The organism is Caballeronia sp. LZ043 (genome assembly GCF_031451075.1).
In the GTDB taxonomy this organism is placed as follows: Bacteria; Pseudomonadota; Gammaproteobacteria; order Burkholderiales; family Burkholderiaceae; genus Caballeronia.
The window spans coordinates 83,686-109,263 of sequence record NZ_JARUXT010000057.1 but is presented as its reverse complement, the minus strand read 5'-3'; the positions used below and the strand labels follow the sequence as shown (position 1 = coordinate 109,263).

The following is a 25,578-nucleotide window of genomic DNA, read 5'->3' as shown; positions in this document are numbered from 1 at the left end:
GCCCTCGTCCTCGTTACAGGCCGCGTACCGTCGTCATCAGGCGCAAGTGCGTCATGTAGCCACGCACGCCGAGCGGATTGACCTTCTTCAGGAAGCGCACCGTCTCATCATCGACATCCGACTGGTCGCGAATGCCGTTCCATACCATGAAGTCGAAATGGTCCATCGCCCGGTCGAACTTCATGATGGCGGTCAGCATGCGCATCGAGAAGCGCGAATAGGCCTCGACCTCGATGTCCATGGCCGGCATCGGGATCGTCGGCTCGAACACGAATTCCTTGTTCGCACGCAGCTCCGCTTCTTTCTGCCGGCGGTAGGCCTCGGCTACACGAAGCTGCTCGTCGGCATACCCTTCGATCGAGGTGAGTTGCTTCTCGAAGAACGTATTGACTGTATCTTTGTCCTCCGCACCGAACGTCGATTGACCGAATCGCTGCATGTTGATGCTCATGCGGTTCAGGTAGGGCCACCATTGCTCGAAGAGCGGCTTGAGACGCGTGTGGTTCAAGCGCACGCGCGCGGCAACGACCGCTGCGCCCGAGAGTTGGCGATCGAGCAGCTGGCGGCCGATCTCTCGGCGACGCTTGATAATGGCGATCCGCTCGGCCGCCGGCAGGTCACGGAACAGCTTGCGGGTTCGGGCCACTTCGGCGCGTTTCATGTTCGCGTCGTCGGTCGAGATCACGCCTTCCTTCTGCAGCCGGTCAGCGTCGGCTTCCATTTGCGTCAGCTCGCGTTCCAACTCGCCGTCGTCGGCGACGTCCATTGTGAGCGGCGCATCGCGCGCGCCCGGCTCCAACGCCACGAGTGCCAGCTGGTTGTCTTCCCCGTTCTCGACCACAATGCTCATACGCCTCTCCTGTTTTTGGCCGTTTCGGCCGGTTGCGTCAGTTGGAACAGGCCCGCGTTCGCGCTGCCCATACAGCAATTGTTGCGGCGGACGGCCTGTTCAAAGGAGAGGATCGACGACTATTTGAAGCGGCTTTCATAGCCTACGGGATGCACTGCGTGATTGCGAGCGCATACGCTGCAAACGAAAACGGGGAAGCCGCTAACGTGTTAGCGCTTCCCTGCTGAAAAGAAGGTGCTTTTTTGCGAGCTTTCCGCCGTCTACCTTACGCTTACCTTCTAGCGAGAAGACTGAAACGACTCCGCCGTTTTCCACAGAAGCGCACCGAGCAGCGCGGCTACGACAACCCAATATGCCGCTAAAACCGGCAACGGCACAACGAGAACGACAAAGAGCGTGCCTGTCACGAGTAGCAGACCATGCCCGGCAAGGTGGAAGGAAAGCGGACTGACGAAGCCGGCTGCGGACGCTTTGATTTTTCTCCGTGCGGTACCGTCGACAAACATGCCGAAGGCAAACAGCGACGTACCTACGATCCACATCTTCATCACCATTGCACGGAACAGCATCCGATAGACAAGTAACCAGAAGTTCTCTGTCCAGGTATGCGCAAAGGTCGAAAATCCCCCGTCATCCATGCCGCCAGCGTTACCTGAGGCGTTCAGCGTGCGATGTAGGATCCCGCTTTCCACGAATGCATGCCGGAACGTCTCGTTCGCACCGCGCACGGCCGCATCAGCGCGAGTTTCCCCCACCGACGACACCAGCGAGGCAGTCTCGGCCTCCGGGACCTCAAACAAACGGCGTTCAGGGATCGCTGGCATCACAACGATGGCCAGCACCGGTACCAGCAGGAACCAGATCTTCAAGTGCGAACCGAAGCGGCTAGCCATGAAGGACTTTCACCAGCATGAGAACGGGAACCGCCACGACCGCGGCCAGGCCGCTCCAGAAGAGTGCCGGGCGGCCTTCAGCGATCGTCGCAAGCGCGTAACAACGTGCACCAGAACCATAGGTGAAAACCTCTGGCACCTGTGCGTTGATTTCACCGTCGAACGCGCTTGCCGTGTCGCATGCGCGTTGAGCGGTGTGAGCATCAACCCTCGAGAGCTTCGCTATGATCGTAACGGTGAGCGACATCGTAATCCTCAAAATAGCGGCGGAACGCCTCGCCCTCCAACGTGCGCGAAGCCAGCTGGAAGGCGGCGGTTCGCTCGGTAATGTGCTCCGGGCACCGCTCGTCGACCATCTCGAAATCGTGGTTGGCGTGCCTTTCCTCAAATGCTGGGATAGCATCCACCATCGGACACCACACTGCGACGTGATCGCCGCGTCGAGCGACATACCGACGCGCGTAAAGCAGCTTTGCGGGCTCGAACAGGCCCTGCATGAAGGCAACGTGGGCGTTTCCCGCGCGCTTCGCCCGCTTGAATCCGTCGAGCGCCGACTCAATCATCTCCGCGGACAAAAGTTGCTTGTTTCCCATGAATCGCTCGCCGATGAAAGCGGCCACTCGTGAACAGGCGAGTTCCAGCTCCGGCGCCACGTTGAAGACCGGCACCAGCTTATGTGAGAGCTTGTGATCGCGAATGATGTTTTTGTATGCAGCCGACATAGTCTGAAAGGTTAGCCTTCGATGATGGGAATTCGACCTTGATACACGGCGCCCCCTGAGATGCGCATGAAGTACTGCAAGTTCGGCAGGCTGTGAATCAGCCGTACGGGTATCAACGGCACCTTCTCAAGTTGCAGCGAGCGCGACTGCGACCCACTGAACTCCAGCGCATGAGCTTCGGTCGTCGTGTTTGTCGTGTTCGACACATTGACCACCCGGATTGCCGTCTCCCCGACTTTGTCTGAGAACCACTTCGCTGTATCGGAGTCTTCAAGTCTAAGGACTATCTGGTTGTTCAAATTGCCCAAAACCTGCAGCATTTTCGCTGCATTTCCGAGCTTGGCTTCCACGTCGGCGCGCGCCTGGAAGGCCACGAACGCCTTGAAACCCGCGCCGCGCCCCTTGTTCAGGATCTGAATCACCTGTTCGTTGATGGCTTCCGCGATTTCGTCGATGATCAACACGACATCGGGAATCTCAGTGTAAAAGTTGTAGATCGACCCGCAGACCGCCGCAACGTCCGTCAGGACCATCGACGCGATCGCTTTCTGCACGATGTTGTTGGACAGCGAGTCCAGCCCCATGTACAGGACGGCCCGCTGCTTGATGACCTTGTCGATGTCCCAGATTTCCCGCTCGTCCTCAAAGTCATCAGCCTTGGGCGCCAGCATGAGCCCAGTCTCGCCCGTTGCCAACATTTGAAGCAGCGGCATCACGGACGCGATGATGCGCATGTAATGCTCACGATCGTGCGTGTGGGTCGCGATCAACCCATCGATCGTTTCATGTCCGTTGTCATGCGCGGCGAAACGGTCCAGGTACAACTTGGCCATGCCGTCGACCAGCGAGACGTCATTGCGGCGCTGTGCATCCTTGACGGTTGCCGCAACGGTCAACTCTTCCCAGTTCGTGACTCCTTTCTCCACGAAGAAGCGACGAAGACAGCGCTCCAGCAACGTTCCGACACCGGATTGAGCGTATTTCAGGATGGTGCGCAGATTGGGCTTATCGCCGACGAACAGTTCCCCTTTTACCGCGCGGTCGATGAAAAGGAACGCAAAGTCCCGGAAAGGCCCTTCCTCCATCAACTGTGCGACCCGCGACGGGACCTCAGAGGGTTGCGACCAGTTCTCCAGCGGATTGAGCCGGATCGACTCGTTGGGCTTCGCCTGATTGAAGTAAAGGAACTTGCGACCGCTGCGAGCGCACTCTTTCTCGACGCGCAGTTTCCATTCGGCATCGTTCTTGGGATCGACGATGATGAGCACGTCTTTCGGGTTGTGGATGACCTGCGTCGAGACCACCTCGTACGTCCGGGTCTTGCCCGCGCCGGTCGTGCCGGCCACCAAGGTGTGACCGCCCATCGCCTTGTAGTGAAAGGGTACGCGAACCTTCTTCGGCTCCATACCGTGGATCCACGACGACCCCTGCGGCATGCGATCGCGGATGCTGTCGCGCGGTCGGAAGATCCGTTCGATGCGCGTCTCGACGCGACGCCCGATCTCCGTCTTCGACAGCCATTTCGGCAGCGACGGAATGTCCGTCACCGGCATGCGGAGGATTTCGTGGGCGATCTGGGTGTGCTTTTGTGTCCACTCGAACCCGATACCGAGATACATCGAGTCCACTTGCTGCTTCATTTGGCTCTGCGTCGTCAGCAGTTTGTTGATCTGGATCTTGCTGAGCCACTTGGTCGAAATCGCCATTCGGAAGCTCAACGCCTGCCAGACCTGCATGCCACGAACCACCATCGGCACGATGCCGGCGAGTGAAAATGCCCACCCACACGGCATGCCTGAACTCAGGATGCCCACAATCACGACCGGCCAAAGCAGCAGCGGTCGAAACTCGTAAATCGGGCGAAAATGGTTGACGTATTTCATGGCGTCGGTCGCTCCGAGATCAAGCGGCCGGCACGCTCGACGACGCAGATGTCGGTGCCGTGCGCGCGCAGCAAGAGGCTGCGCTTCCTGAGTTGTTCGACTAGCGTGTCGCTGGTCATGCCGTAGGCGCCAACGAGCCGCTTTTGCACGACAAGCCCCTTTTCCTCCCACACAACCTTGGCCTTGCCCGCCGCCACGTCGCCGGCGAGCGCTTTGAAAAACTCCTTCATCATCGCAGCGCCTGGCCCCAACACCTCGTTCAGTTCCTCGTCGGACGGACCGGCCTTGGCCGACGACGCTCGCACAGGCGCCCCGGCCGCAGCAGGATCGACAGGTGCGGAGCGCGGCGACGTCGGTGGTTCTGCCGGCGATGGACGTGCGGGCTCAGTCGTGGCCGCGGCAACGGCCTGCGCTTCGCTGCGCTCCAACGCATCGAGCAACGACTGAGAAAGCTGTGGGCCGGCGACTGCGGCGCCGGCGTCAGGTGCGCCGGCGTGCGGCGACGTGCCGGCCGTGCGTGCGGCTTGGCCGGCGTGTTCGGCTTGTTCGACCTGTTCGGTCGGAGCAGGCTGGGCTGGTCTAGCGGCGGAGTGGACCGAAGCGGCGGCAGGAACCGATGACACCATCTGCGGTTCAAGCTCAAGTGCGACATGGACCGCGGATGGAACGTCGAATTTCACCGGCGCGAAGACGCCGCGCTGCGCCTTCTCCTCAAAATTCACAGAAACGTCCATTGCTTGCCGGACAACCTTATGCGCCAAGGCTTCGAACCCTTGCGGGCTGCGTTCTGGATTGATCGCGTTGAACAGGTCGGACAGCACCGCTGTATCGAGTCCTTCGAGCAGTTCGTGCGTGATGATCGTCTGCCCAAACATCGCCGTGCGCATTCGCTCTGCCTTGAGTGGCGTTGGGCGGCGTTCCACTGCGTAGGGCCTCCGCCCGATCCACGTTCCGAACGGGCCGTGGGCGGCAGGATTCCACGTCTGCCGATCCGACTGCCGGATGCACTCGAAGTGGCGAAACGGCTCGTCAAGCAACGAGCATGCGGCCGCAAGGAACACAGCGTAGTTGTACTGCGGCTCCAACTTTCGGCGCTTCTCCGAGGTCAAATCCGCCGCAAACTTCTGCCCCCCGGCAAGCCGCATCGCGTAGAAAGTCGACTCGATGGTGGCACGGAACGCGCCACCTGGCTCGCAGTGCAGCGTGGGCGTGAGCGGCAACGACGAGTACCACTCGGCACACCGGCGGAGCACGGACAGCCACTTCCGTGCGAACTCCGACTCCGCGCTCTCGTTTGCACACTGACGCACAAGTTCGATGCGCTTCTGGTGCGACGCGAAGAGGTCTTCCGCTGCTATCGGATCATGATTGACGGTCACGGGATCATCCTTGACGCGAGCTTCAAAGCACTGGTTCCGGACGCCGTGGCACCACCCCCGAAGACAGTCGCGAGCTTCGGTATCTCGAACGACAGAAGAAGGATGAAAACCGCAAGATTGAAGATGTAGGCTCCGTTGAGCACGGTCGATCCGCCCACGTCAGATGCCTTGTTCACGGCAGAGACGATCGAGGCACCGATCAGCTTGAACAGGATCGCCACGATCACCACATACATCCCCGCGCTGATCATCCAGTCGAGCCATTTCACGAAATAATTGCGCGTATAGGACGAAAATCCCAACGCAAGCGCAATGGGACCAAGGACGATTCCGATGGCCGCTTGGATCTTCCCGACCGCCGTGTAATACACGAAGATCACGGACGCGATACACATGAGGCAGGCCGCGAGGATGAGCGCGATTGAGTCTGCTAGCAGCGCCGGGAGATTCCAGAGCGTGACGGTCGACAGTTTGGTCTTGATTGCGTCAAAAACCACGCCCGCCAACCGCGCCATCGCGGCCCCGGTGGCTCCATCCTGCGATCCGCCTATGCTCGTTGCCAACTGCTGGAACCACGTCCAGAAGCCCGTTGCGATCGAGGTGTAACCCAGATAGAGCGCGACAAATATGCCTAGAATAGCCAGCTCTTCGAACACGTTGACCCACGCGGCCACTGGGTGGTGCGTGCCGGCGAATCGGATCCCGACGAGCACGAGCGAGATCACCCCCAAACCCCAGGCAAACTTGTTCGCCTCGGGCATCACGGAGTTGCTTGCATCCACCGCGCTCGGAATGATGCTACCCAGCAACGAATCGATCTGTTGGGCGGCCTGAGCGGCACCGGCACCGAAGTCGCCGTTCGGGCTGACGAGGACCGTGCCCTGCCCCGCCCCCGTACCGCTAGTAGGCGCGGCGTTTGTCTGCGCAGCGGCACTCTGCGGTAAGCAGATCGCGCCGACTGCCACCGACATCAGCAGAAAAACGACACGAACGAAGTGATAGGGAGAACGCATCGTCATTGCCCCAACACCGGCGAAGCACCGATCTGTGCGTTATAGGCGGCCCGTTCGCGGTCCTGCTGCGTTTTCAGTGCCGCTTGCACCGCGCTGTTCTCCTTCTGGTCTGCGACGCTCGCCGAATCCTTGATCGCGTCGTTCCGTTGTTTTGCTGCCATCATGGAGAGCAGGTCACTGTTTTGACTCGAGATGATGTCGAGCATGTGCGTCGTGAGCGCTGCGGTCGCCTCCATTGTCGGCGACATATTCAGCTGGTCCTGAATCTCCTGACGACGCTTCGCAAGCGCCCCAACATGCGAGATAACGTCATTGCCTTGCTGGAACAACTGCTTGGCCGTCTTGTCGTTGTTCTGAAGGAGCGTGTTCTGATCGGTGAACCACTGATCCGACGTCTTCCCGGATTGAGTGATCAACGACTGCACGTGGCTCGCATACTCGGCGTTGCTCTGGAGCCCGCCATACAGATCCTTCAGCGCATCGCTGTACTTCGAGAGGTCAGTGATGTCACCCGTGATGCTTTTCAGCTGCGCCATCATTGCCGACGGATCGAGGGAGGTCGCCTGCTTCAGTTGATTGAGCATCATCTGATACTGATAGATCAGGTTGCTGTCCTGATAGGCCTCCCCTTTCACCGCTGCGATCGCGGTCGCCGTGTTCTGGATGAAGTTCGAGGCATCGAACACAGGGAGATTTGCATGTGCGTGTTGCAAGAGACCAATCGTCAGCACCCCGGTCGCAACGATGCTGCGCAGGATCTTTTTCATCATTTTTCGATTTTCCTTGTGATAGCAGTTACGCGTTCGCGAGCACGTCACGCACATAGTCTTCTTTCCAGTGTGTGTTGCCCGACTTTACGTGCTTGTCCAGCAGCGCCTGTGCGCGGCCGTCCGAACGAAGATACGCAAGCGCCTCCTTCGGGAACTGTGCCTGCAGCATCCGCGTGAGGGTTGCCGTGACCAGCAGATAATCGCGATTGGGAACGGCTTCCGAGATCATTCGAATCTGGTGCTGTGTGAGCCCGAAGATGTCGCGATAGAGCGTCTGGTTGTTGATCGCGTCGCTGTTGGGCAGATAGATGATGTTCGGGACGTTCTCTTTGAGAATCTCGAAATTCGGTACCCGTGCCAGCTGTCCCAGCGATTGCGTCGCCATGAGCAATACCGCGTTCAGCTTTCTGATGGTGACTGCCCAAATTTCCAGCCGCGCATAAAATTTCGGGTAGGTGAAGAAGAACCCCGCCTCCTCGATCTCGATGACGGTGTAGCGCTTGCCGTCAAGAATCTGGGCAATCCGGTAGAACGCGTAATCCATGAACAGGGCGGCCGCGACCGGGAAGTTCTGGAACAGGTCTCCCATTTCGATCGAGAGATTGTCGGAGATCGCGAATCCGTCTTCGATATGATCGAAGAAGCGACCATTCTTCTGCCCGTCCGTCCACACGAACAGCCGGTCCCGAAGATCCGACGACAGAAGGGTGATCAAGCCTGACAGGCGCCAGGTATCCGGCGGGTATGCTTTCGCGAGCGTGCGGATCCGTTCGAAGATTTCTGTTTCCTGCTGCGGCGTGCAGGTGTAGTCCGCGCCTTCGATGACAAGCTTGACCCAGTCCGCCACATACGGCCAATGCTTTTCGTCCCCGATCAATGAGAGCGGATTGACGGACGTCGCCGCCTCGAAGCGGCCCGTCGCGTCGATAAATCGGCCGTCGCCCAGCATGGTCGGAATCCGCGTCGATCGATCCTTGTCGAAGCGAATGCGGCGCGCACCGTGCCGGTCCGTCTGCTCGACAATGAAATTGAGGATGATCGACTTACCAGCCCCGATCGGGCCGACGACCAAGAGGTGGCCCTTCCCGCCCGGGTGATGCAGATCGAGGTACTGCAGCGTCCGGTAGCGGGTCGGGAGGCACGTCAGCGGGCCGGTCTTTTTCCCCGACTGCTGCGTCAGCCACTCGTTCACCTTGGAGCCCTCTCCGACGCTGCACAACGGCGCGATATCGGACACCGCCGGCGTTTCGACGAACTGAAGCCGCTTTTGCTGATCCCATCGGCCGGGCAGCGTTGCGCTCCATGAGGCGAACAGGTTCGTCTTCTCCAGGATGACCCCGAAGCCCGCATTCCCGATCACACCGACTACCTGGCGCGTCGCATCCTCGCATTCCTCGGGCGTGTTGCCGTACACCACGATGGAGATATTCGCGAACCCATACTGTTGGCCCTCGGCATCGAGCTTCGCAAGCGCGTCGCCGGCCTCTTTGGCCAGCAGCTCGCGACCCTCATCGTTTTTTTGCTCCTCTTTCGTTGCCCACTGCTTCAAGATCGCGGCCGGATTGAAGGCCGCCACCTTGTAAAAGCCCCGAATCTTCTTGATGTAGCTGCTCGCGCGCGACGTATCGAGGAAGCGGAACATCACGCAGACGTCCAGTTCCGCATCGACCTGCGCGAGCACATCGAGAGCCGCCTCTTGAAAGCCCATCCACTCTTTCACGCCGATGATGCGCGCATACACCTTGCCGTGCGCCGACTCGAACATCAATTCGGTCGCACCGATCGTGACTTCAGTCTCCGTCAGGTGCGTATCGAGCATGGTGACCGGATAGCGCACACGTCGCTTGGGCGCTGACGGATTCGCTCGCTGGTGCAGGAACGCCAGTGCGTTTTGCAACTGGAGCCTCTTCATCTTGAGCCGTGTCACACCTCCCACAAAGCCATCGATCACGGACTCGAACCGCTTGATCTCGTTTTGAATCTTCGTCAAATCAAAGGCAAAGGCGCTGCGAGCGAGGATAGTGTCTTTCGCCACCTCGAACATCGCGGCGAACAGATTCTGGCCCCCAACCGTCATGTGGTAGCTGATTTTGTCGAAGATTCGGGAAATTCCAGTCTCTGGCGTGAACGCCAAGGCAAGCGAATGGGCATTTTCGAAGAAATTGCCGCTCCCGATGTTGGCCTGATTGATAGCGTCGATGCGTGCGGAAGACGCGGCCGAGAACTCACCGTCGATGCCGCCCTTCACGCGGCGATGCGACATGCGCCACCATGCGGTCACACGGTGGTCGAAGTTGCGGCACGCATGGTCCAGGTTGTCCCGCGCGGCCGTGATGTCGCCGGGATTGGGTGAATCTGCGTCGATCCCTTCGAACTCGAACACCGTCAGAAGCGACCCGTCCTTGTTGAGGACCAGTTCGGGCGTCACGAACGTTGCCCACGGTGCAATCTCCTGCACCGCGCGCTTCGTGAACGTCATCTTCAACATGGCAGATCCTGGTCGAACCCGTACGGCCGCTTGAATCGCGCGCTGAACCTCGCGCTAGGTCCGGGCTCATACACGTCCGGATAGCGGTTATAGACGAGCATGACGATCCGCCACCACGGATCGGTCGAACTCTTCCAGCGCAGAAAAAAATGCACGATGACGCCGACGATCAGGAACGCCGGGCTCCAGCTCGTGTAGCAGAGCAACGCCGTCAGCGTCCCGTTGAAGATCGCGAGTCCCCGGTCTGCCCCGCCCATCTGGCGCGGTAGCGAAAGTCCTCTACTCACCTTGTGCTGGCGCATGTCAGCAGGCGACGGCCATATGGAAGTGATCGCGCATGATGGGCACCGCGACCGACGCGATGCCCAGGCCGATCAGCACCACGGAGAACGTCTTGGCGATATTGCTTTCCGAGTTGGCCACCGCCACGCCGCCGAGCGTGATCAGCACGATGCCGATCCCGTACAGATACGGGCCGCTGATCAGGTTGCTGATCGTGCAGATGATGTCCGTCAGACCGGTGAGCGACGAGTAGTCGCCGGCCGCCATTGCGGCCACCGACATGACGCTTAGGAGCGCTCCGACGAGCATCGGCTTGCCCACACGCAGGCGTTTGCTAATTGCCGCCGCGTGATTCAAAAATTTCTTGCCCTTCATTTGATGTCTTCCCGTTAAAAAACCCGTTGTAGGTCGTAATCGTTGTCTTTGAAGCCGCGGATCTCGAGGATCTCGGACACGTGCCGCATCTCGCCCGTGCGCCTGAAATGCACCACGTAGTTGAAGCAGTCGGCGATGTTCTTGCGCATATCCTCCAGTTCCCACCGTGAGCCGGTTGGAATGCCGAGCATGGCGAGCGATTCGAGCCGGCTCAGTGCGGTCCGCGCGTTGTTCGCGTGGATCGAGGCGAGCCCGCCGTCGTGACCGGTATTGAGCGCCTGCAAAAGGTCGTAGGCCTCGCCTCCCCGTACTTCGCCGACTATGATTCGGTCGGGGCGAAAGCGCAGGCAGAGGGCGACAAGTAGTTGCGTCGTCACGTTCGTGTCAGCGTTCGAGAGCAAACGCACGCGGTTGGGCACGTGCAGCTTCAGCTCCATCGTGTCTTCAATCGAAATGACGCGTTGGTCCGCCGGGATCTGCTCGATCAGCGCATTGAGGAACGTCGTCTTGCCGGCGGAGGTACCGCCCGCGACCAGGACGTTCTTGCGTGACTGCACGAGCGCGACGAGCGCGCCCATCAGTGCTTCGTTCTCGAGACCTTCCTCAAAATGGATCGCCTCGGCAAATTCGGGCCGCGCGATTGCGGCCGCGAAAGCGCCCATGCTCACGTAGTCGGCCAGCGACAGCTTGGATTCGCGGTGCTTCCGTATGCTCAGCGCATGGCCGTCGATCGAGGTCGGGCTCATGACTGCCGCGATACGCAGATTCTGGTGACCGGCGTTGATGATGCCTTTGTCGCTACCCGCCTTAACCGACTTCTCCACCGATGATGCCAACGAGTGAATTGCCCCTTCGAGATGCTCGGGACGGAGACCGACGTTCTCGCGGGTCATCACCCCACGGCGCTCGACCCAGACGTTGCGGTAGTCGTTGATCATGATTTCCGCGAGATCGGGCGCATCGAGCAACTCACGAAGCGGGGCCAGCGCCTGGAAGAACATGCGCACCGCCTCCGCTTCGAGCGGTCGCAACTTCAGCAATGAGTTTTCGGACGTATCGGACATGCGATGATCTGTGGGCGATCTAACATGTCCTATATTGTTCGAGCAGCCAGGCTCCCATGGGCACCGAAAGAGGCATCAAATCAGGCGCCTTTGGACCATGCGGTGATTGTGGACGGCGCCGCCTTCGAAATCCCACAACCTCACCTTCCTGCTCCTCGAATCCGCTAACGTGTTAGCGTCACATCAGCAGAGAGACAGCGGAAATCGCATCGCTTTCACCCGAACCATCGTTTATCCTGAGATGCACGTCATCACGCGGCCGGCCGCGTTCGTGGATGTGGGCCGTGCCTTCGGACGCGCCGCAATCGCGCGCCTGCTCGCCGGCATTTTTCGCGCAACGTACGCGTGAGCGTTCACGCATGAGAATCTCGCGCGCACTCAAAACAAATACACATCGGCCTGAACGGGGAAAAAGATGCACAACGATCAACTAAGCACGCCACAGGCCGTGCGCGGCCAGACGCTCTTCGCGCCGCGACTGCTCTTCGGTCTGCTTCAGGGAGTGGCACTCTATCTGTTGATGAACGCCGCACACACGCGCGGCAGCATCGCGACCACTCCGCTGCTGTTCTTCCCGCTGATTCTCGTCGCCCTGTTCGTTCCGCCAATGCTCGTTGTGGGCTTTCAGCGCATGCGCGGCCCGCGGCTCGCACTGTGGACCATCCTGCTCGGCGCCATTGTCTTGATCCTCGGATGCCACGACGCATGGCGTTCCGCGGGCACCGGAATGACCGGCGTCCACGCGTTCGGCCACAACGGCGTTGTACTGCCGTCGGCGGCCGTGATTTTCTACAGCGGCGTAATCGTGTTCATCGCCTATTGCCTCGTTCTTGCCGGTGAGGCGGCACAGTCATGGTTCGCGCCGTACGATGGCTATTTCGAGATCAGCTGGAAGCTTGGACTGCAGATAGGTCTGTCCGCCTTCTTCACAGGCGCGCTGTTTCTCGTACTCCGGCTGGGCGCGGCGCTGTTCCTACTGGTCAAGCTGCACTTCCTGGAACGGCTCCTGCGTGAATCGTGGTTCGACCTTCCCGTCGCGGCGATGGCGTTCGCATCCGCGCTGCACATCACCGACGTGCGGCCGGAAATCATCCGTGGTTCACGCACACTGGTGTTGTCGCTGCTTTCCTGGCTACTGCTCGTGCTCGTCGTCATTGTCGCGGGATTCCTCGGCTCTCTGCCTTTCGCCGGCCTCGATCTGCTTTGGGCGACGCGCTCGGCCACGTGGATACTTCTCGGCGTCGCGGCGCTGAAGATCGTGCTTTTGAACTCCGTCTTCAGGGACGGCCCGAAGCCCAACCCATCGCCACGTGTATTGCGCATCTGCATGCGCGTCGCGTGCCTGCTGCTGCCGGTGCTCGTGCTGCTAGCGGCCTACGCACTCGCGTTGCGCATTGGGCAGTACGGGCTCACACCGCGCCGCGTCCTTGCCTGCACGGGCGCGGTCGTAGCGTCCGTCTACGCGATCGGCTATGCATGGGCGGCTCTCGGCCGCGACGACACGCTCGGGCACATCGCGCCAGTCAATGTGGTCGCGGCGTGGATATCGGTCGCGGTGCTGATCGCGGTCTTCACGCCGCTGGCCGATCCAGCGCGTCTGTCGGTGAACAGCCAGGTGAGTCGTCTACTTGCGGGCAGAATCCAACCTGATCAATTCGACTACGCTTTCCTGCGATTTAGGTCCGCCAGATACGGCCGCACCGCCCTCGCGCATCTGCAACAGGAGACCGAGGCGGCCGGATCCGCCTCAATTCGCACGCTCAGCGCCAAGGCTGCGAGTGAACCTGAGAGCGCTGAGTCGATCGCAAGCCGCCCAGACGCTGCGACGCTCGCGAATAACATCGTTTCGCGCACGCCCGGCGTGAGGGTCCCAGATTCGTTTCTCTCGACGGATTGGAAGCGCGCGGCGCAACGCTCAGTGCTTCCGGCGTGTCTGAATTTCGGATCGGTGAACTGCGACGCCTATCTGGTCGACCTGACCGGCGACAGGAAAGTCGATGTCGTGCTTTTTCCGAACAGTGGAAGTATCGGGTTCGTGTTCCATCAAGCGGGAGACGACGCATGGCAACTTGCGGGAAAGTTCTCGATCGCACCAAACTGCGCTGCAATACGCGATGCGTTGTCGAAGGGCACATTTCGGCTGGTCGAGCCGCGTCTGCGCGACATCGAGGTGAACGGGCAACGTGTCGAAATAGAGGCGACGCCGACCCATGAATTCGCATGTTCAAAATAAGCATGAGGCGCCGGAGTTGTCCACGCTGCTTGCGCGAGCGTTTTTCTTTGCCTGAATCGGGTTCTGTGCCGATTCACCCTGCGAGCAAGATCGAGTCGTCGCTTTCCAATGCAACGGTTCGCATTCTCCCGAGCGCTCATTCAGAGAAGGCACCACGAAAGAGTGTCGCCTCAGATACAAGCGCGCTTCCACTCTGTTTGAGCGCGCAACTTCAACGATGTCTAGGTCGTCGCCCAAACATAAAAAGCCCCGCACATGGCGGGGCTTCGGTTTCGAGACTGACCCTGAGCAGCCGGGACTAACACATCACTTCAACTGTTTCGCCGAAGGGGGCTTTCCGCGCCCGCGCAAGCGGCGTGGTTGACGCCCACAGCACCGCATAGTGCGGTCCCACGGCCGGAAACTTACCAACCATATCCGTCAGGTAGACCAGAAACGCGGGGTTCATGCCGTCCTGTGCGACCCGATTGAACGGATCAGCGAACGCCGTCCCGCCGCCGCCCCTCACCGGCATAATCTCGGGCGAGTCACCCCGCTCGAAAATCTGCACCTGCGTCACGCGGGTATCGCAATCCATAACGATCAGACGCGCCGGCTTCAACGAATGGAAGACCGTGAGGATCTCCGCATCGAACTGCGCCTGCGTCTCGTCAAATACCGAGCCACTGGAGTCCCGCACGAACACCGCGTCGCCCATTGCCGGGGTGTGCAGCGCAGGCAGGTAGAAACCGAGGTGCAGATAGCGGCGGTTGGGCATAGCGAAACTGTAGTCCGTTGGAGATGATTGCTGCGCGAACCGATGCAACACGGCCCGCCAGTCGACCACCGGCCGAACGGCCTCGCCCGCCATTGCCTGCAGGTCGCCCGGCAACTTCCCCCGCATCGCCGCAGCCTTCGCGGCTTGCGTCACCGCCACCTTCCACTCGGCTTCCTTCACGGGCTTGTCCGAGCCTTTGTACGGTCGGACTTCACCGAAGGAACCCGGATTGTTGTCGGCGGGCTGTTCAGGCTGCTGCCCAGGCTGTGGCCGTTTCGATCCGCCCGGCTTCTGGTTGGATTGCGACGGCGGGCCCGATGAGCTCTCTTGCTGAAGCGGCGGCGCTTGAGGTTGCGGCTCCGGCGCCTGAGGTTGAGGTTGAGGCTGATTCTGCTTCTGCTTTTCGTCTTGCGTCAGCAACCCGTAAATCTCCTCGGCAGACTTGCCGGTGTAGCGTGGATCGACCAGCAATCCCTTTGGCAGGACCATGCCTGACGACAAAACGATCGGATTGATCGCATAGTCACAGGCGTCGTTCCACCGCTTCGGATCGCCTGCACCCTGGCGCCAGCAATGGCCATTTGCGACGTGGAGCACCTCGTGCGCGATGACACCACGCAGCTCGAGATCACTCAGCGAATCGAGATAGCCGGGGCAGTATCCTAGCGTCTCACCGTCGACCCAGAACGTCTTGGCCGTCGGATCCTCCCGCACGTTCAATCGGAGCGCGAGCGCCCCAAAGAACGGCTGGGACAGAACCAGCTCGGTGCGCTGCCGGGCAATGCGCGGATGAACCGCGCCAGTGCTCGACATGGCCCCCAACACTGTTGTATCGCGGTCCATGATGCCCCCTTATGCGACAAGAAGAAGCTGGCTCGGCTGTGCCGATTCGACTTCCATCGGCTCGGGATGAATGCCCATGAACGCCGCCATGAGGCCCTCGATTTCGTGTGCCTTGCTGGCCACCTGAGAGCGAAGCACGCGCGAATCCTTGAGTTCCGCACCCGTATGCGTGGCCAGATGCGTCTTGGCTTGCTCGAGGATATGGGTCAGCTGCGGGTCGTTCGAGAAGTTGAGCTTCGGCAGCAGCGCACAGAGCTCCCGCACATTGTTGGCGACGTCGAGCCGGACGTTGCCTGTCGCGTACAGCCGATTGGCCATCTGCGATACGGCTTCATACAGTCGTCGCACCAGATCGTCATTCGCTGTGGCGATCGACGCCAGAACGTGCTGGTCTAGCTCGCTTTTGAGCGTGGTGAGGACATTCGCTGGCAACTCGACGCCAAACTGGCTGGCGTCGGGAAACGGGAGAACCGCCATCTTCACACCGAACTTGGTGGACAGTTCCGCGAGGGTCGGATAATCAGCCTCGTTGAACAAGCCGTTGAGCTCGTCGCGTGCGGCTTCCTTCAGGTTGAGGTAGTCGGTCAGGAAAACGGACACCCCCAGGTCGAACTCGTCTTTCAACGAGCGCATCCTTTCGGCGAAGTCCATGTAGACCATCGTCGGCAGCAGGCGCACGCCCAGTTGGTCATATTTCAGAGTGTGGTCGTAAAAGTACGACCGGATGCGACCGGCAAGTGTCACGACTTCGGCAAAACTCGGCGCATGCTCGGGGAGCAGACGCTTGTTGAATCTGCCGATGCCCTTCGCATGATGCTTGTTCTCGACCTCCTGGGTCACCTTGCCGTCGAATCGGCGGCCAACCCAGGTGGAAATCGTGACCGAACACAGCATGACCTTTGATTGGATGGATGTGATGTCCATGAGACAACTCCGTATGGAAAGAGGATGGCTGAAACAAGAAAAATGGCCCTGTGCGTGCGGGGACGCGACAGGGCCAAGAGCTGAAAGCTGGAAAAATTGATGCTGGTGGGCGCTACTCGCCGCGGATGATCTGACCGATCGGACCGCCTTGCGCCACGATGAATGAGTATGAATTCTGGATACGTGGCGAACGCTGCATTGCGTCCCTCACCAACAGCGCCGCGAATTCGCGATGCCCATCTTCGATGAGGCGCTCGGTGTAACGCACGACTCGATCGAAATTCGCATCGCTTGCGCGCGCGGCCAAGGCGGCCGCTATCGCGTAGAGCGCCGACGGCGTCGACGGAATCATCGCCGTGTTCGGTGCGAGCAGAATCGCATCAGGCTGCGGTAGCTCGCGGAAGATCTGGAGGAAGGCGACGAGCTCGGTGGCAGCACCCTCTCCTACCGATCCTGCGTAGGAGATGTGCTCCAGATGCTTGGGGATGACATCCATGGTTTTGGCCACGAACCCCCAACTACGCGGACTCGGCGCGTTCTCGATATCGCGCGAGGTCTTCTGCACGGAAAGCAGATCCGGGCGGAAGCGGAGGAACGCGATGAGCGCGGGCGGGATGTTTTCGCGCACGGCCCATTGCGTCCAACCGTCGATCGACGGCTCCAGTTCGACCACGGTCGCGAACCGGGAGATGACCGGATCGAGGATGCCCGACACGCCGGCGTTGTCCGTCCGGCGATTGGTCGCCGCCAGAAACGTCACCTGAGGCGGGAGAACGTGCTCCCCGACGCGTCGCGCGAGCAGCAGTTGCATCTTCGCGGCCTGGACGGCGGGAGAGGCTTGCCCAAGGTCATCCAAGAACCAGATAAGCGGGCGTCTGGCACTCATCGCGCGTTCCAGATCCCCGAAGGGCAGGAATTTCGCGGTGGCGCCGTCGGCCGAGGGAAACGGCAACCCTTTCGAGTCGGTCGGATCCTCGACCACCGGGTGGCTGATGAGCAGTTCGTGATCAGTCGCTTGCGCGGTCTGTTCGACAATGTCGCTCTTTCCGATGCCGGGGCGACCGGTGATGAGCACCGGAAGACGCTTCGGAACGTAAATCGAGAGGAGCTCGGTGAGTTGAGCAGGCGTGACTTTCATGATGGCTTCCAAAGAGAAGCCCCGAAAAAGACGACGCCCATAGGGACGAAGTCCCTGTGGGGCGAAAAAAAGAGCCGGCGGTGCGCTGGCGCGGTCGATGCGTCTGAGACGCGGGTGTTAACTGCAGTCTATGGAACACGCTGACGACGCAGCGTCCGAATGTTCACTTTTCCATAGTGCCTTTCATTTTTTCCGACGAGTCGGAAGCGACGACGCGAGGGCAAGTTCCAACGAAACCGAATTCTCTTTGAGCTTCACGCTGCTCTGCAGCGCGCCTCGATAGCCTCGCGCCCGTCGAGACGGTGTCGTAGATCGGCTCATGCATCCGTCGCGAGTTGAATCATGCGCAGTTGCACTGCCTCGGTTGGGGATATCTGGACGAGCGAATTGCGCGTCTAATTCCTTTTCGCGTTCCTTTCGGACACGTGGCGCGCGATTGAAATCTCGTCGGGATGTCGAGCTTCACGTTCAGATCGATTCTCGTCAGCGAGCAAGCTCTCGAGCGCGGATTGAAGGTCGTCGCGACCTAGTGCGTGAAGAATTTGGAGTTTGGTTACGGTTCCAAGCTCGGATTTACCGTTGCGCCAAGCGGAAATTTGCGAACGCGTTACACCGAGAGATTCCGCAACCTGCGCATCGCTGCGAAATCCGTGAACGGCCTTGAGTTCGTCGAACAATTCGAACCAATCTCTTCTCATTAACGGCTCCTAACAAAGCGTAATTCGGAGTGAAGCCGGAACGGGACTTTCGATTGCTTGCCAAGGTGACTAGTGTGCGGACGATTTCAGTTTCCGCAGGCCATCCTGGAGCTTCCAATGCCGGATTCCCGCCACGTCATTCGATTCCCCCTTCGTCTTTCCCCCCGTCCCGTGGAGGCATTGACCGACCCGCTGCCCGCTTCCGAGTTCAACGAACTGGAGGTGCGGTTTGCGCTGGCACTCTACGCAAAAGCCGATGCGGAGCGCGTCGACGGCCGCAGCGAAGCCGTTCCCGCGAACTTCCTAGGCGTCTTCGTCGATCTGATCGACATTTTAGAGGCAAACGGTCGAGACGACGCGCATCGCGCGATGGTCGACTTAAGCCGCGTGATCGAAGCGCTCTACCCGGATGAGGACGAGCGACTATACGGCGACGGGGGCGCACGACGTTGACGTCGGCCTTTTAACTTCTACCGTCAAATGTATTTGACATTCTCGGACGGTTTATTTAATCTCGACTTGAATCCGAGAGACGGCGCGTAAGAGACGAAAAACTTCGCAACGCACCGAAAAAAGAATAAATAAAGCGCGGCCACAGGCTTGCGCGAGGTCAAAGAACCTGAGAGACAAACAAAATGGAAGACTTTGTTGGCACAGTGGACGTCACGTTCGTCGTCGAGGAGAAAGACGGACATCCGTTGATCGGGCAGCAAACCATCCGGTTGCTGGTGGCGGCGGGGATCGATGCCCACGCGCGTGAAGCGCGATTGCTCAAGAGCGCCAAGTCGATTGTGGCCGCACACCACGATGTCGAAGATGAATATGTCTGCATAACCGGGCTTTCCGTGCGCGACAGCGATTGACATTGCACTTTGACAATAGAAATCCGTATAAAAATGGCACGCCAACTTACTGGCCGGGAATGGGAACTCATTCGTCCCGTTCTCGTTGAAGCAAAGGTCTCGTGTTATCGCGATCCACGTCTGCGCTCGATTTTCGACGCATTACTCTGGGTCAGCGAAAATCATGTGAGCTGGTCGCAGTTACCAGCGATCTATCCGCCGTATTCGACGTGTTATGGGGCTTATTACCGCTGGCGAGAAAGCGGAGTGATTCAGCCCATTATGACGATGTTTGATATCGCCGCGCCGGTCGCGCAGCCCGCCGGAAGAAAGCCGAAGCACGAGGCCAATAAACGTTTCGAAGCAGCACCGGCGTAACACCAGGCGCGTAACGGACGGCATGCAAGACATCGCATTGGCGAGGCGCTGCGTGGCATTGCGCGCGCTGGATCGCCCGGCACGGTCGTCGAAAATGGAACGCCCGTGAAAAGCAAGCACACGCACGAGAGCCCGGTGATCGCCGAAACTGCATCCACCGATGACCTTGCACGCATGACGACCTCCTCAAGGTCGAATTCGACGGCCGACAGGCGATCAAGCAAATTCTGTTCGTCGATTCGCATGATGCGCATTCATCTCCGATTGCGACCGCTCTTATTGCGATGACACCATGCTTACCCACGCAGCTCGGCTCGTCTTTCGCGGACGTCCCGCGGGCGTTTCTCGCAGAATTCACGACCATACGCGTCGCGCGCACTACCTTCGATGGCCGACCCGCGCTCCAAGCGTCGGCGGCCGGTGGGACCTTGCATGTCCGCTTCCAGTAAGACCATGCTTGGCGTGCCGGTCATTCTTCGCCACCGCTCGTCGAACTCCGGAGATAGCGTTGCGGCGTTTCGCCCATCGATTTCCGAAACAGGGTGTTGAATGCGCCCGCATTGCGATATCCGAATTCGAAAGCGATTGCGGACACGGACATTCCCGTGGCTAACCGTGCGACGGACTCGATGGATCGTGCAGTCTACGTGTTCGATGAATTGGCCGCGGACTAGGCTTGCGCGGGACCATGCTTGATTATCAGGCTTAGCTAAGCTAGACTAGGCTATTCACCGGAGTTCTGATGCAAACTGTCAACATCCATGAGGCCAAATCTCAGCTTTCGCGCCTGATTGAGGCTGCGGTAGGTGGTGAGGAGGTGGTCATCGCAAAGGCCGGCACGCCCGTCGTTCGTCTTGTCGCCGTTGAAAGATCGCCAAAACTCCGGCTCGGATTGATGAAAGGCAAGATCAAGATTGCAAGCGACTTCAATGCACCGTTGCCGGAAGATATTCTCGCCACCTTCGAGGGGCGGTAATGCGCCTGCTCATCGATACGCATGTCTTCTTGTGGGCGATGAGCGGAGACAAGCGGCTCACTAAGCGAGCCGAGACCACATTGCTAAGCGCCGACGCCGTCTTTGTCAGTGCGGCGAGCATATGGGAAGTCTCCATCAAGTCGGGACTGGGCAAGCTTGACGTCGACGTGAACGAGCTTGTGGCGCGGATCGAAGACGCAGGATTCGCCCACCTACCCGTTACCGCAGCGCACGCCGCAGCAGTGCGTGATCTTCCTGATATCCATCGTGATCCGTTCGATCGACTGCTGATCGCGCAAGCCATCACGGAGCCGCTTCGCCTGCTCACTGATGACGACCATGTCGCGAAGTACACCGATCTCGTCATCAAGGTTTAACTACCCCCAGTAGTGAAAGAAATTGGGCGAATGTGCTCGAGGCAGCGGCACGCTACTTATCAGAGCGTAGACGTTAACCCGCCATCCGGATTCAATCCCGGTTTAGTTCGGATCCCGCGTAACGCTACGCATTCGATCGTGTCAGGCGCTTGCCCAAGCTCTTGCTTCAAACTCGACAGCATTGATTACTCTCTGACGCACCCTGAGACGGCCCGCCTGGTCGCCTCCGCACCGCAAGCGGTGGTGTGGGATCAACGATTGTTTGTGGCGGGGATGAGCTCGGGTGGAGAGAAAGCGTGTCGGGGGGATTGGGGCGCGACTGGGATTGGGGAAAGTCGCTGTGAAGTTGGAACGGGGTGGCGCGAGCTTGAGGTTCAGACGCAATCGCAATACGATAGTGCGAATCGCGTTATCTATTTGAAAGATACAACGGCCAGTTTTTTCAGGCACGCGCCACACCGATTCCGCGTTGAGGTTTCGTACAAATGTCAGCAACAACGGTCGGAGCGGATCAGAGCACCTTGCGAGGTCGGCGATGATCAGTTCTTGCACAGCAAGCCCGTCTTGGATTACAACTAGTTCCAGAGACGGGTTCGCCGTCAACAACGACGCGGCGCGCGCGGTTCTTCAACCGGTCATCGCGTGTATCTCTTAAAAGAAAAATTTCTTGCGGAAGACCGACACACGGTGATGCCGAGCAGTGTGTGCGACGCCCTCCTAAACGAGCTCACTAGCGGCGGTATGGAGCGTCGTGTGCGCGCCGCCTCCAAGCAGGTCCGTGATCTCGCGCGCGTCAGCGCAAGTCTCGATGTTCCACACGGCCCGCGCCAGCGCGTCTGCGCCTTCAACTCCTATCACGTCCTCCGCCAGCCCTCGATACTTCGCGAAGAGCCGGTCATCATCGAGCGGATTGCGCGGGTCGCCCAGAGCAATCGCCGCTCGCAGAGTGCGCGACGCGCCATTCGCATAGGCCACGGTGACGTCAGGCTCGTCGAGATCCGCCAGTGAAGGGTCGGGTTCGAGCACGATGCGTGTCATCATCGCGGCCACCCGCTCATCTTCGCGCGCGCGCCGCAGGAACGCATCGATGTCCGTCCGGCCGAACACGAGCGCGGCGGCGAGCGCATACGGCATGCTCATCTGCGCCGATGCCAGATTGACCGGCGTGAAATCGCCGCACATGCCGTGCACGAAGACGCTCAGCCGCACGCGCACCTGCACGACCGGTCCATGGCGCGCCAGTTCGAGAAGCGCGTCGAGCGCCGCATGAATGCTGCGGCAACAGGCATGCGGCTTGATGGAGCAGCGCATGAGCTTCCAGTTCGTCCCGAGATCCGCGAGCAGCGCGTCGGGACACGCCGACTCCGGTGCGTAGGTGCGCAGGAACCCGCCCCAGACATCTTCGAAAATGCGCGTGGCGCCACCCATGCCGTTCGCCGCGAGCAACGCCGCTGTGAGACCGCCCTCCGCCGCGCGTCCGGAATGCAGGCGCTTGGTCTGCGCGCCGTCATGGATGAAGCCCCACAGTCCGCCTGCGAAACTCGCCGCGTGACCGAGCGCCGCGCCGATGCCCCGCGCGTCGCAGCCCAGCACGCGCGCGCTCGCAGCGGCGGCGCCGAACACGCCGCAGCTCATCGTCGAATGCCAGCCTCGACTGTTGTGCGCCGCGTAGCCGCCGCACGCTTCGAGCACGCGCCGCGCGACGTCGTAGCCGAGCACGATCGCATGCAGCAAGGTTGCGCCCGACACTGGACGCTCTGTGCTCGCGAGGGCCGCGAAGACCGCCGGCACGACCACCGCGCCCGAGTGATCGCAGCCGCCGGAATCGTCGAGTTCGAGCGCGTGCGCCGCCACGCCGTTTATGAACGCGGCATCGCGCGGATTCGCGCCTTTCGCCCTGCCCCAGCCCACGGCCGCACCGGTCGAATCCATCACGTTGCGCGCGTGACGCGCCGGTTCCGTGCGCGTCCCCGCCAGCGCCGCGCCGAGCGTGTCGAGAAGATGCCGTTTCGCCTTCGCGACGACCTCGGGTGGCAGATCGTGGAACGACGACGCCGCTATGAAGTTTGCAAGCCGCTCCGAGAGCAAGGTTTCCCTCATGTTCATTCGATCGCGCTCCTGTGACGCTCGGACACCTCGACCGGATGACCGGGCGCGTTGCCCGACGAGCGTTCGCGCCACCACGCGGCTGCCTGCGCGCCGGTGGCGAACCAGACATCGCCGCGCTCGCGCATGGTCGCGAGCAGCGAACGCAGCACGCCGATGCGTCCCGCCGTCCCGATGATCTCCGGATGCAGCCGCATCACGAAGCACAAGCCGAAGCGATGGAACCCGTCGAAATCGCGCGTCCAGTTGCCGAGCACCTCGCGATAGGACGCGATACGCGATTGCCCCAGCGGCACCGGCGGCGCGAGATTGAACGCGAAGTACGGCTCGTCTTCCAGTTCGACATGAAGCGGCAGTTCGATCAGCGGGGCATCGTGATGGTGATACGGCAGATCGTCGCCATACCAGGTCGAGGTCCAGCGGATGCCCTGCCCGTGCAGGTACGCGGCGAAGCCCGGCGCCCAGTTGCCGGTGAACGGCCGGAAGCCCGTGGGCGCGCGACCGAGCACGCCGCTCAGCGCGGCGTGTCCCCGATCGAACGCCTGCATTTGTCCGGCAAGATCGAGCGTGTCGAAGTCCTCGCACGCGTCGCCGCTCAGGCCGATCTCGTGGCCAGCGGCAACGATACTTTCGACCTGTTCGCGGTGCGTGCGCGCGACCTGTCCCGGCACGAACCAGGTCGCGGGGACATCGAATTCGGCGAACGTCGCCAGCAGCCGATCCACGCCGCGCCGCGTGCCGTACTGCCACACGGACAGCGACTTGTCGCGCCCTGCGATATCCGGCGCCTGAGTGCGAATGCCGAGATCGTGATTGAAATCGACGGTGAGGATCACCGCCGAGCGCGCACCTGACGGCCAAGGCCACGTGGCGTGCGTCGTCATGCGCGGGCCTGCCCGCTTCCGGTCCACCAGCCCGCCACTTCGCTGCCGGTGGCGAACCACACGCCGCCCGCATCGATCATGTGATCGATCAGACCTTCGAGCAGCGCGATGCGCCCGGGCTTCCCCGACACCTTCGGATGAAACAGCGTGGTCATGCAAAGCCCCTCTTCGTGTGCGCCGTCGAACTCGCGCATCCAGTTGTCGAGCGCGGTCTCGTAGCTCGCGATACGGTCGAGTCCCGCCGGAAAATCCGGCTTGCGCTGATAGGCCAGCGACGCGTAGTCGTCCAGTTCCCAGCGCGCCGGAATCTCGATCAGACCGCTGTGGGCATCGAGCAGATAGGGACGGTCGTCGCCGCGCATCGAGCTTGAATACCGCACGCCGAACTCCGCGAGAATGCCGGGCGTCTCCGCGGTCCAATCGCCCGACGGCGTGCGAAACCCGACCGGCCGCACACCGAGATGACGTTCGAACGCCTGCTTCGAGATCGCCATGACTTCGCGCTGACGTTCCGGCGAGAGCGTCCAGAACGCCTCGTGCCGATAGCCGTGATACGCGACCTCGTGCCCGCCGCGCACGATCTCACAGCATTGCGACGGCCAGTTTTCGAGCACCCACGCTGGCACGAAGAAGGTGGCGCGGACCTCGCGTTCGCGCAGCAGATCAAGAATCCGTCCGAGCGCGCGCCACGGTCCATACGCACCGAGCGTGAAGTACGCCGGATTGCGCCAGATCGAGCCGTCGAGCATCGCGCCGCCGGTCGGGCCGTCGAGATCAAAGGCGAGCGCGACGCACGAGCGCCGGTCTTCGGGCCAGTGCGGCCGCTCGTCAGGCTGGCGGCGTTCAGTTGCTCGCATTGACCAACGCCTTCTGCACGCCCTGCTCCTGCAAGCCCCATTTGGCGAGGATCTTCTGATACGTGCCATCGGCGATCAGTTGATCGAAAGCCTTCGTCACCGCCTCGTTGACGACCGTGTTGTCCTTCGCCATGCCCACGCCCATGTACTGCGACATGAACGGCGCTCCGATCGTCACGTACGCGTTCTGATCGATCTTGTTCTGGTACGGCATGGTCTCGCCGCCCTGCACCGCGCCGTCGATGCGTCCCTGGCGCAACTGCATGCGCGCATCCGACGAGCCATCCGTACCCACAACCGTGATCGGCTTCTTGCCGGCCTTCACGCAATGCTCGTCGCTCCACGCCTTGATGTTGGTGGGGAACGAGGTGCGACGGCTCGATCCGATCGACTTGCCGCACAGCGCATCCATGTTGGGGAAGTCACCGGCGCGGGTTTTCAGTGCATAGAACTGCGGGCCGCTCTTCAAATAATCGAGGAAGTTCACCGACGTGCGCCGCTCGGGAAGATCCGTCATGCCCGACAGAATGATGTCGACCCGCTTGGTCGCGAGCGCGCTCAGCATCTGGTCGAAGCTCGTTTCCTGCCACTCCATTTTCACGCCCATCTTCGCGGCAAGCGCTTCGCCGAGATCGATGTCGAATCCTGTCAGCTTGTCCGTTTCCGGGTCCTTGAACTCGAACGGCGGATAGTTCGGCACGACCGCCGCGACGATCTCCTTCTTGGCCAACGCGGGCGTCTGCGCGCCGGCCGCATCGACATGCAACAGCACGGCGGCACACGCCAGTGCACAGAGGCTACGCATACATAGAGTGGCTTTCATCGGATGGCTCGCTTTTGAATGAT

27 protein-coding genes are annotated in these 25,578 nt (G+C 60.6%); 6 read left to right on the top strand and 21 right to left on the bottom strand.

The features are described 5' to 3' along the window. Positions 1-13 precede the first annotated feature (13 nt). From QCE64_RS37010 to QCE64_RS36955, 12 genes are all read right to left on the bottom strand, one after another. The gene (locus tag QCE64_RS37010) at positions 14-850 is read right to left on the bottom strand and encodes an ATPase (RefSeq protein WP_310009511.1); all 837 of its coding nucleotides are present in this window, start codon (positions 848-850) and stop codon (positions 14-16) included. Positions 851-1,128: 278 nt separating this feature from the next. Then, positions 1,129-1,743 carry a DUF4400 domain-containing protein gene (locus QCE64_RS37005; RefSeq protein ID WP_310009374.1) on the bottom strand — a complete coding sequence of 205 codons (615 nt, stop codon included), beginning with the start codon at positions 1,741-1,743 and terminating at the stop codon, positions 1,129-1,131. 203 nt (positions 1,744-1,946) lie between these two features. Next, a complete protein-coding gene (locus tag QCE64_RS37000; RefSeq protein ID WP_310009373.1) occupies positions 1,947-2,465 on the bottom strand; it encodes a hypothetical protein in 519 nt (172 codons plus the stop codon). An 11-nt stretch (positions 2,466-2,476) separates the two neighbouring features. Next, positions 2,477-4,348 carry a conjugative transfer system coupling protein TraD gene (traD, locus tag QCE64_RS36995; RefSeq protein WP_310009372.1) on the bottom strand — a complete coding sequence of 624 codons (1,872 nt, stop codon included), beginning with the start codon at positions 4,346-4,348 and terminating at the stop codon, positions 2,477-2,479. Then, positions 4,345-5,727, bottom strand: coding sequence for a TraI domain-containing protein (locus QCE64_RS36990; protein ID WP_310009371.1), 1,383 nt, complete (start codon positions 5,725-5,727; stop codon positions 4,345-4,347). The genes traD and QCE64_RS36990 overlap by 4 nt, the downstream gene beginning before the upstream one ends. Beyond that, positions 5,724-6,746, bottom strand: a complete 1,023-nt coding sequence (locus tag QCE64_RS36985) for a type IV secretion system protein (RefSeq protein WP_310009370.1) — start codon at positions 6,744-6,746, stop codon at positions 5,724-5,726. Before QCE64_RS36985 ends, QCE64_RS36990 begins: the two co-directional genes overlap by 4 nt. Further along, a complete protein-coding gene (locus tag QCE64_RS36980) occupies positions 6,743-7,510 on the bottom strand; it encodes a type VI secretion protein (protein ID WP_310009369.1) in 768 nt (255 codons plus the stop codon). The genes QCE64_RS36985 and QCE64_RS36980 overlap by 4 nt, the downstream gene beginning before the upstream one ends. A gap of 25 nt (positions 7,511-7,535) precedes the next feature. Beyond that, positions 7,536-9,998, bottom strand: coding sequence for a type IV secretion system protein VirB4 (locus QCE64_RS36975; protein WP_310009368.1), 2,463 nt, complete (start codon positions 9,996-9,998; stop codon positions 7,536-7,538). Then, complete coding sequence (locus tag QCE64_RS36970) at positions 9,992-10,255, bottom strand: conjugal transfer protein (protein WP_404988046.1); 264 nt, start codon at positions 10,253-10,255, stop codon at positions 9,992-9,994. Before QCE64_RS36970 ends, QCE64_RS36975 begins: the two co-directional genes overlap by 7 nt. A gap of 46 nt (positions 10,256-10,301) precedes the next feature. Further along, complete coding sequence (locus QCE64_RS36965) at positions 10,302-10,655, bottom strand: TrbC/VirB2 family protein (RefSeq protein ID WP_310009366.1); 354 nt, start codon at positions 10,653-10,655, stop codon at positions 10,302-10,304. 14 nt (positions 10,656-10,669) lie between these two features. Continuing rightward, positions 10,670-11,719, bottom strand: coding sequence for an ATPase, T2SS/T4P/T4SS family (locus tag QCE64_RS36960; RefSeq protein ID WP_310009365.1), 1,050 nt, complete (start codon positions 11,717-11,719; stop codon positions 10,670-10,672). A 178-nt stretch (positions 11,720-11,897) separates the two neighbouring features. Next, on the bottom strand, positions 11,898-12,080 hold the full coding sequence (locus QCE64_RS36955) for a hypothetical protein (protein WP_310009364.1): 183 nt from the start codon (positions 12,078-12,080) through the stop codon (positions 11,898-11,900). A 54-nt stretch (positions 12,081-12,134) separates the two neighbouring features. On the opposite strand from QCE64_RS36955, the gene QCE64_RS36950 reads away from it, so the two are divergent. Beyond that, complete coding sequence (locus QCE64_RS36950) at positions 12,135-13,952, top strand: DUF4153 domain-containing protein (protein WP_310009363.1); 1,818 nt, start codon at positions 12,135-12,137, stop codon at positions 13,950-13,952. Positions 13,953-14,250: 298 nt separating this feature from the next. Here the strand turns inward: QCE64_RS36950 and QCE64_RS36945 are convergent, their stop codons facing one another. The 4 genes from QCE64_RS36945 to QCE64_RS36930 form a co-directional block, all read right to left on the bottom strand. Beyond that, positions 14,251-15,552, bottom strand: a complete 1,302-nt coding sequence (locus tag QCE64_RS36945) for a DUF2201 family putative metallopeptidase (protein WP_310009362.1) — start codon at positions 15,550-15,552, stop codon at positions 14,251-14,253. A 9-nt stretch (positions 15,553-15,561) separates the two neighbouring features. Next, the gene (locus QCE64_RS36940; RefSeq protein ID WP_310009361.1) at positions 15,562-16,476 is read right to left on the bottom strand and encodes a hypothetical protein; all 915 of its coding nucleotides are present in this window, start codon (positions 16,474-16,476) and stop codon (positions 15,562-15,564) included. A gap of 112 nt (positions 16,477-16,588) precedes the next feature. Then, positions 16,589-17,614: an ATP-binding protein gene (locus tag QCE64_RS36935; RefSeq protein ID WP_310009360.1), complete on the bottom strand. Its 1,026-nt coding sequence runs from the start codon at positions 17,612-17,614 to the stop codon at positions 16,589-16,591. Between the two features lie 395 nt (positions 17,615-18,009). Continuing rightward, positions 18,010-18,312, bottom strand: a complete 303-nt coding sequence (locus QCE64_RS36930; protein ID WP_310009359.1) for a helix-turn-helix domain-containing protein — start codon at positions 18,310-18,312, stop codon at positions 18,010-18,012. 117 nt (positions 18,313-18,429) lie between these two features. On the opposite strand from QCE64_RS36930, the gene QCE64_RS36925 reads away from it, so the two are divergent. From QCE64_RS36925 to QCE64_RS36915, 3 genes are all read left to right on the top strand, one after another. Then, positions 18,430-18,765 carry a hypothetical protein gene (locus tag QCE64_RS36925; protein ID WP_310009358.1) on the top strand — a complete coding sequence of 112 codons (336 nt, stop codon included), beginning with the start codon at positions 18,430-18,432 and terminating at the stop codon, positions 18,763-18,765. A gap of 182 nt (positions 18,766-18,947) precedes the next feature. Further along, a complete protein-coding gene (locus QCE64_RS36920) occupies positions 18,948-19,175 on the top strand; it encodes a hypothetical protein (RefSeq protein ID WP_310009357.1) in 228 nt (75 codons plus the stop codon). Between the two features lie 33 nt (positions 19,176-19,208). Next, the gene (locus QCE64_RS36915; protein WP_310009356.1) at positions 19,209-19,532 is read left to right on the top strand and encodes a transposase; all 324 of its coding nucleotides are present in this window, start codon (positions 19,209-19,211) and stop codon (positions 19,530-19,532) included. Between the two features lie 469 nt (positions 19,533-20,001). Here QCE64_RS36915 and QCE64_RS38045 read toward each other — a convergent pair whose 3' ends face one another. Continuing rightward, a complete protein-coding gene (locus tag QCE64_RS38045; protein ID WP_404988044.1) occupies positions 20,002-20,163 on the bottom strand; it encodes a helix-turn-helix domain-containing protein in 162 nt (53 codons plus the stop codon). Positions 20,164-20,274: 111 nt separating this feature from the next. Here QCE64_RS38045 and QCE64_RS36910 point away from each other — a divergent pair, with 111 nt between their 5' ends. Both QCE64_RS36910 and QCE64_RS36905 read left to right on the top strand, forming a co-directional pair. Then, entirely contained in the window at positions 20,275-20,508 is a 234-nt protein-coding gene (locus tag QCE64_RS36910) for a type II toxin-antitoxin system prevent-host-death family antitoxin (protein ID WP_310009355.1), read from the top strand. Continuing rightward, the gene (locus tag QCE64_RS36905) at positions 20,508-20,885 is read left to right on the top strand and encodes a type II toxin-antitoxin system VapC family toxin (protein ID WP_310009354.1); all 378 of its coding nucleotides are present in this window, start codon (positions 20,508-20,510) and stop codon (positions 20,883-20,885) included. Before QCE64_RS36910 ends, QCE64_RS36905 begins: the two co-directional genes overlap by 1 nt. Before the next feature lie 717 nt (positions 20,886-21,602). On the opposite strand, the gene QCE64_RS36900 is transcribed toward QCE64_RS36905, so the two are convergent. The 4 genes from QCE64_RS36900 to QCE64_RS36885 are packed head-to-tail and all read right to left on the bottom strand — an operon-like array spanning position 21,603 to position 25,555. Continuing rightward, entirely contained in the window at positions 21,603-22,991 is a 1,389-nt protein-coding gene (locus QCE64_RS36900; RefSeq protein WP_310009353.1) for an MmgE/PrpD family protein, read from the bottom strand. Beyond that, positions 22,988-23,875 (bottom strand): polysaccharide deacetylase, encoded by an 888-nt coding sequence (locus tag QCE64_RS36895; protein WP_310009352.1) that lies wholly within the window; start codon positions 23,873-23,875, stop codon positions 22,988-22,990. The genes QCE64_RS36900 and QCE64_RS36895 overlap by 4 nt, the downstream gene beginning before the upstream one ends. Further along, positions 23,872-24,732, bottom strand: a complete 861-nt coding sequence (locus tag QCE64_RS36890) for a polysaccharide deacetylase (RefSeq protein WP_310009351.1) — start codon at positions 24,730-24,732, stop codon at positions 23,872-23,874. The genes QCE64_RS36895 and QCE64_RS36890 overlap by 4 nt, the downstream gene beginning before the upstream one ends. Further along, a complete protein-coding gene (locus QCE64_RS36885; protein WP_404987991.1) occupies positions 24,719-25,555 on the bottom strand; it encodes an ABC transporter substrate-binding protein in 837 nt (278 codons plus the stop codon). Before QCE64_RS36885 ends, QCE64_RS36890 begins: the two co-directional genes overlap by 14 nt. Positions 25,556-25,578: the final 23 nt, after the last annotated feature.

Coding starts and splice junctions, on each gene's coding strand:
- QCE64_RS37010 (WP_310009511.1), bottom strand. CDS start 850: ATGAGCATTGTGGTCGAGAACGGGGAAGACAACCAGCTGGCACTCGTG.
- QCE64_RS37005 (WP_310009374.1), bottom strand. CDS start 1,743: ATGGCTAGCCGCTTCGGTTCGCACTTGAAGATCTGGTTCCTGCTGGTA.
- QCE64_RS37000 (WP_310009373.1), bottom strand. CDS start 2,465: ATGTCGGCTGCATACAAAAACATCATTCGCGATCACAAGCTCTCACAT.
- traD (WP_310009372.1), bottom strand. CDS start 4,348: ATGAAATACGTCAACCATTTTCGCCCGATTTACGAGTTTCGACCGCTG.
- QCE64_RS36985 (WP_310009370.1), bottom strand. CDS start 6,746: ATGACGATGCGTTCTCCCTATCACTTCGTTCGTGTCGTTTTTCTGCTG.
- QCE64_RS36980 (WP_310009369.1), bottom strand. CDS start 7,510: ATGATGAAAAAGATCCTGCGCAGCATCGTTGCGACCGGGGTGCTGACG.
- QCE64_RS36975 (WP_310009368.1), bottom strand. CDS start 9,998: ATGTTGAAGATGACGTTCACGAAGCGCGCGGTGCAGGAGATTGCACCG.
- QCE64_RS36970 (WP_404988046.1), bottom strand. CDS start 10,255: ATGGGCGGGGCAGACCGGGGACTCGCGATCTTCAACGGGACGCTGACG.
- QCE64_RS36965 (WP_310009366.1), bottom strand. CDS start 10,655: ATGAAGGGCAAGAAATTTTTGAATCACGCGGCGGCAATTAGCAAACGC.
- QCE64_RS36960 (WP_310009365.1), bottom strand. CDS start 11,719: ATGTCCGATACGTCCGAAAACTCATTGCTGAAGTTGCGACCGCTCGAA.
- QCE64_RS36955 (WP_310009364.1), bottom strand. CDS start 12,080: ATGCGTGAACGCTCACGCGTACGTTGCGCGAAAAATGCCGGCGAGCAG.
- QCE64_RS36950 (WP_310009363.1), top strand. CDS start 12,135: ATGCACAACGATCAACTAAGCACGCCACAGGCCGTGCGCGGCCAGACG.
- QCE64_RS36945 (WP_310009362.1), bottom strand. CDS start 15,552: ATGGACCGCGATACAACAGTGTTGGGGGCCATGTCGAGCACTGGCGCG.
- QCE64_RS36940 (WP_310009361.1), bottom strand. CDS start 16,476: ATGGACATCACATCCATCCAATCAAAGGTCATGCTGTGTTCGGTCACG.
- QCE64_RS36935 (WP_310009360.1), bottom strand. CDS start 17,614: ATGAAAGTCACGCCTGCTCAACTCACCGAGCTCCTCTCGATTTACGTT.
- QCE64_RS36930 (WP_310009359.1), bottom strand. CDS start 18,312: ATGAGAAGAGATTGGTTCGAATTGTTCGACGAACTCAAGGCCGTTCAC.
- QCE64_RS36925 (WP_310009358.1), top strand. CDS start 18,430: ATGCCGGATTCCCGCCACGTCATTCGATTCCCCCTTCGTCTTTCCCCC.
- QCE64_RS36920 (WP_310009357.1), top strand. CDS start 18,948: ATGGAAGACTTTGTTGGCACAGTGGACGTCACGTTCGTCGTCGAGGAG.
- QCE64_RS36915 (WP_310009356.1), top strand. CDS start 19,209: ATGGCACGCCAACTTACTGGCCGGGAATGGGAACTCATTCGTCCCGTT.
- QCE64_RS36910 (WP_310009355.1), top strand. CDS start 20,275: ATGCAAACTGTCAACATCCATGAGGCCAAATCTCAGCTTTCGCGCCTG.
- QCE64_RS36905 (WP_310009354.1), top strand. CDS start 20,508: ATGCGCCTGCTCATCGATACGCATGTCTTCTTGTGGGCGATGAGCGGA.
- QCE64_RS36900 (WP_310009353.1), bottom strand. CDS start 22,991: ATGAACATGAGGGAAACCTTGCTCTCGGAGCGGCTTGCAAACTTCATA.
- QCE64_RS36895 (WP_310009352.1), bottom strand. CDS start 23,875: ATGACGACGCACGCCACGTGGCCTTGGCCGTCAGGTGCGCGCTCGGCG.
- QCE64_RS36890 (WP_310009351.1), bottom strand. CDS start 24,732: ATGCGAGCAACTGAACGCCGCCAGCCTGACGAGCGGCCGCACTGGCCC.
- QCE64_RS36885 (WP_404987991.1), bottom strand. CDS start 25,555: ATGAAAGCCACTCTATGTATGCGTAGCCTCTGTGCACTGGCGTGTGCC.